This is a genomic window from Nostoc sp., assembly GCF_054880495.1.
On the sequence record NZ_JBTYKD010000366.1, the window covers coordinates 1 to 5,547 of the forward strand.

At 40.6% G+C, this 5,547-nt stretch carries 3 protein-coding genes and 1 pseudogene; all 4 read left to right on the forward strand.

Going from position 1 to position 5,547, the window contains the following annotated elements:
• The first annotated feature begins 264 nt into the window (after nucleotides 1-264).
• Nucleotides 265-831 (forward strand): Uma2 family endonuclease, encoded by a 567-nt coding sequence (locus ACYTXL_RS30815; protein ID WP_461927942.1) that lies wholly within the window; start codon nucleotides 265-267, stop codon nucleotides 829-831.
• Nucleotides 832-975: 144 nt separating this feature from the next.
• Nucleotides 976-2,799 carry an aspartate kinase gene (locus tag ACYTXL_RS30820; protein WP_461927943.1) on the forward strand — a complete coding sequence of 608 codons (1,824 nt, stop codon included), beginning with the start codon at nucleotides 976-978 and terminating at the stop codon, nucleotides 2,797-2,799.
• Nucleotides 2,800-3,145: 346 nt separating this feature from the next.
• Nucleotides 3,146-5,197, forward strand: a complete 2,052-nt coding sequence (locus tag ACYTXL_RS30825; RefSeq protein WP_461927944.1) for a tetratricopeptide repeat protein — start codon at nucleotides 3,146-3,148, stop codon at nucleotides 5,195-5,197.
• Between the two features lie 134 nt (nucleotides 5,198-5,331).
• A pseudogene (locus ACYTXL_RS30830) lies at nucleotides 5,332-5,547 on the forward strand (magnesium transporter CorA family protein); the annotation flags it as partial.

A 5,547-nucleotide genomic window follows, 5' to 3' on the forward strand; every position in this document is an offset into this window, starting at 1 on the left:
GAGGAAACTACAGCACACAACGTATTAAATTTAACTCTAATTCCTCTGGTTAAATTTTCCTTACATACTTATAAATTTTCCCGCCGACTTACTTACATTTTTTTGCTTCTCCATAAATAAATTTAGGGGCTTGTATCCTTTTCGTTTTCGGTCAAATGTAATTCTGTCTAGACTTAACATAAAATTCTCTCTCAAAAACCAACTTCAATCAACAGCAAACGCTACCCTAGAAATCAGCCTTACTCAAACCTTAAAGTTTCAACTATGATCGCCTCGCCCCAACAAAACTACTTTACTCCTGAAGAGTACCTCCAAATGGAGGAACAAAACCCTGTCAAACATGAATACATCGACGGCTACATCTACGCAATGGCTGGGGCGCTTGACCCACACGTTACTATTGCTGGAAACCTGTTTGCTCTCCTCCGTAATCATGTGCGCGGCTCTGGTTGCCGTGTTTACATCGTTGACATGAAAGCCCGAATTGAATCTCTGAATCGCTTTTATTATCCCGATGTTATGCTTACTTGCGACCAACGAGATCAAGAAACGCCAGCTTATAAAAGATTTCCCTGTTTAACTGTCGAAGTTTTATCTAATTCTACTGAAGCCTTTGACCGGGGCGACAAATTCGCCGATTATCAAACGCTGGAAAGTCTGCAAGAGTATGTTCTAATTAATACAAAACGTCAGCGAGTCGAGTGTTTTCGACGCAATGAGCAAGGGCTATGGGTTTTACAATCTTACACATCAGAACATAAATCATTTCGATTCAATAGCGTGGATTTTGAGGAAACAATGGCAGCACTTTATGAAGATGTAGTTCATTAAATTTATTCCTTACTTCAGAGCAAGCGACTTTTACTTTACTTGTAGGAGTATTGTCACTAAACTATATAACTGATAAGCCTTGAAAGCTTCCTGACCCGGCGGGGGCATTGAGCAAAGCAGGCACAATTGATTAAAAAAAAAGTTATGGCGCTCATAGTTCAGAAATACGGTGGTACATCTGTCGGTTCAGTCGAACGTATTCAAGCTGTTGCACAGCGTGTTTATAAAACGGTTAAAGCTGGAAACTCTATCGTCGTAGTGGTTTCGGCAATGGGCAAAACCACTGATGGACTCGTCAAACTAGCTAATGAAATTTCTCCCAATCCTAACCGCCGGGAAATGGATATGCTGCTTTCCACTGGCGAACAAGTAACGATCGCTTTACTCAGTATGGCATTGCAGGAACTCGGACAACCAGCAATCTCCATGACTGGCGCTCAGGTAGGAATTATTACCGAAGCCGAACACAGCCGCGCTCGAATTTTGCATATTGAAACTACTCGCCTAACTCGTCACATAAATGAAGGTAAAGTAGTTGTAGTAGCTGGCTTCCAAGGCACATCTAGCACTGAAGAGATGGAAATTACCACTTTGGGGCGTGGTGGTTCCGACACATCAGCAGTGGCGATCGCAGCCGCATTACGTGCAAGCTTTTGCGAAATTTATACAGATGTTCCAGGGATTTTAACTACAGATCCCCGCTTAGTTCCCGAAGCCCAGTTGATGGATGCCATTACCTGTAATGAAATGTTGGAACTAGCTAGTTTGGGCGCAAAAGTGCTACATCCCCGGGCTGTGGAAATTGCTCGTAACTACGGTGTACCCCTTGTAGTCAGGTCTAGCTGGACAGATGCCCCCGGTACTTGGGTAACATCAGCCAAACCCCAAGGGCGATCGCTGATCAATCTCGAAATTGCCCGTCCAGTGGATAATGTAGAATTTGACACTGATCAAGCGAAGGTGGCTTTGTTGCGCGTACCTGACAAACCAGGCATAGCAGCAAGGTTATTTGGCGAAATTTCTCGGCAAAAAATAGACGTAGATTTGATTATTCAGTCAATTAATGAAGGTAACAGTAATGACATTGCATTTACGGTAAGAACACCAATATTAAAACGGGCAGAAGCAGTAGCAGCAGCGATCGCCCCAGCACTGAGGAGTCAATCTAACCCCAAATTAGACGAAGCTGAGGTAATGGTAGAACATAACATTGCCAAAGTCAGCATCGCCGGCGCCGGAATGATTGGGCGTCCGGGTGTAGCGGCAAAAATGTTCGCCACCTTAGCAGCAGCAGGCGTGAACATCCAGATGATTTCCACCAGCGAAGTCAAAGTAAGTTGTGTGGTAGATGCAGCCGAATGCGATCGCGCCGTAGCCGCACTCCGCACCGCCTTTGAGATCGAAGCAGGGGAAGAGGGGAAGAGGGGACAAGGGGGACAAGGAAGAATTATTGAAGAAACTCCTCCCGTTCGCGGCGTTGCCCTCGATTTGAACCAAGCGCGTCTTGCTATTCGCCAATTGCCAGATCGTCCGGGGATGGCGGCAAAACTGTTTGGACTATTAGCGCAACATAATATTAGTGTTGATATGATTATCCAATCTCAGCGCTGTCGGCTGATTGATGGTGTTCCCAGACGCGATATTGCCTTTACAGTCTCGCAGCCGGATGGGGAAAATGCAAAAGAAATGCTTACCCAAGTAGCAGCAGAATTTGGATGGGGTGAGGTTGTTTTAGATAGTGCGATCGCTAAGGTAAGTATTGTCGGTGCAGGGATGCTGGGACAACCAGGCGTTGCTGCTAAAATGTTTGAAGCTTTAGCCCAACAACAAATCAATATTCAAATGATTGCCACCTCAGAAATAAAAATTAGTTGTGTCGTGCCACAAGAGCAAGGTGTTAAGGCTTTGCAAGCTATTCATAGTGCTTTTGAGCTTGCTGGTAGCGAGAAATTTGTCGTGCCGGCGTAAAACCTAACTGATTAGGGGCTGCTGCCTCCAGTGATAAATTGAGTCAGCAGCCCACATCTAATTATATTCCCATGCAGAACATACGAACGAAGAAAGGCTAATCAAGCTAGGTTTTTAGGACTTGTGTGTACACCGTAGCTTTCCGATCAGAGAAGTTAGGTTTCGCCCTCTTCTTTTCCAGATGACATGAAAAGTCAGGCTATGGTAAATATATTCTAGACAATACGCTGTAGCAATCCCCGCATTGATATCATTTTGAATTGCTTAATAAATATTTATATCTTAAAATCACCATTAATAATACGTAAGCTATAATCAAACAATTTATAATCCTATATTTATATTGATGAATAGTCATTTACTAAATGGACATTATCAAATACTAAAAGTTCTCAATGATCGTGAAGATGGGAAAACGTATCTAGTTGAAGATGTTAATTTTTCTGGCAGCCAATTTATAGTAAAGCAGTTACGTCCTCCTAGTAGCAATCCTCAAAGTTTAACAATCCTACGCCGCTTGTTTGCTAGTAAGGCAGTAACTTTAGAAAAATTAGGACAGAAAAACGATAAAATTCAAAAGCTAATTGCTTATTTTGAAGAAAATGAAGAATTCTATATAGTCCAAGAATTCATCTCCGGTAATCCTTTAACTGACGAAATTATCCAGGGAGAACCTCTGAGTGAAGACCAAGTAATTACTCTGTTATCAGAAATATTAGAAATTTTGGTAATTGTACATAGCTATGGGGTGATTCATCGGGATATTAAACCAGCAAATATTATTCGCCGGGAATCCGATAAAAAGTTAGCTTTGGTTAATGTTGGTACTTTTAATGAAGCGATTAGTAATACAGTTAACAATCTCGAATATATGCCTATAGAACAAGTTAACGGCAACCTTAAATATAACAGCGATATATATGCTTTAGGTATGGTTGCGATCGCAGCACTCAAAGGTTTACCAGCAAAGGAAATATCTAATTTGCGAAGTCAGAAAAATCAGCTGAGAGGTGAAATCGTTTGGAATAACAAAAATCTAAAAGTTAACAGAAAATTAGCAAAAATTATTAACAGAATGGTGCGTTTTGACTATCGTAAGCGCTACCAGTATGCAACCGAAGTTTTAAATGACCTGAAAAAGTTAATAAATGTTGAGGATGCTCAACAAAAACAGCATCAGAAAAAATTATTACTAGTTCTAACGGGGGTAGTTGGCTGTATCATACTTGGTGTTGGAGCGTGGCAATTGAGGTCGCCAAAACCTGTAAGTGATGCTGAACTAAAATTATATCAAGAAGGAGTAAATAAATATGATGCTGGAAACTATGAAGGAGCAGTTGAAGATTTCAATCAGGCTATTAAATTAGATCCGCAAAACGCTTTGGCTTATAATAAGCGAGGTGATGCTTATTATCGATTAGGAGACTACGATCAAGCACAAGCAGACTCTAGCCAAGCCCTTTTGCTCAATCCTCAAAATACTAATGCCTATTTTGACCGAGGATTTGCTTTTTTGGAATTACACAAGTACAAAGAAGCGATCGCTGACTATAACCAAGTAATTAAATTAAATTCTAAGAATGCTTATGCTTACTATGGGCGGGGTTTAGCCCTTGCTCAACTGAAGGATAATAAAGGCGCAATTGGAGATTTTAGCAAAGCGATCGCTCTTAAACCTCGATATACTGAAGCCTACTTGCAGCGAGGGATTCTCCGCCGTCGCCTCAAACTTAGACAAGCAGCAATCCAAGATTTTGATACAGTAATTAAGATTGATCCTAGTGATGCCAAAGCTTATTATCAAAGGGGGTTAACTCAATCTATCAATAAACAAAAATATGTAGCGCTTAAAGATTACGCGGAAGCAATTAATATCAATCCCAAATACATAGAAGCCTATCTTAATCGTGGTGATGTTTACAGTGATCTGGGAGATAACGTCGAAGCTACTGAAAATTACAACACTATTTTAAAAATTGATCCCAAATTTATTCCAGCTTATATCCACAGAGCTATTCACCGCTTTTCTTTCGGAAATTATCAAGGCGCTATTGAAGATTATACCACAGCGCTGAAACTAGATCCTAATAATATAGCAGCTTACAACAACCGTGGAAACGCCTATCTCGAAGTGGGAAATAAAAAAGCTGCAAATCAAGATTATTCACAAGCGATCGCAATTAATCCTAACAATGCCTTAGCCTACTATAACCGGGGTGTGATTCGCAGCAAACAGAAAAATAAACAAGGTGCGATCGCAGATTTCCAAAATGCTGCAAAACTATTTCAACAGCAAGGAGAACAAGATAGTTATCAAGATGCACAGAGAGAAATTGCAATTCTGCAACATAATTTAGCACCAACACCAACTACTCGCCCTAAGTCGAATAATTACTAATTCATAATTAAAGAATGGGTATACTAATTCATAATTTATAATTAATTTGACATTTGATGCGTCGTTGTAGTCAAATAAATTATCGCTCAATATGAGTCACCGGGTTTTCTCACGACTCAATTAGGATTCCTAATATGCTAATTCTCCTTACTTTTTTTCAAAATAACCTGGAAATATTCACCAGTAGGGATGTTGATACGGTACTGAAAAAGATTGATAGTTCTCAGAATATTTGGTTGCGCTGTGTTCACTTTCGCGATCGCACTGGAACGGCCAGAATTATCAAGCACTTTGGACTCAATCCATCTCGTGTTAACATGATTTTTAACCATTCCCCTCTAGGAATTGAT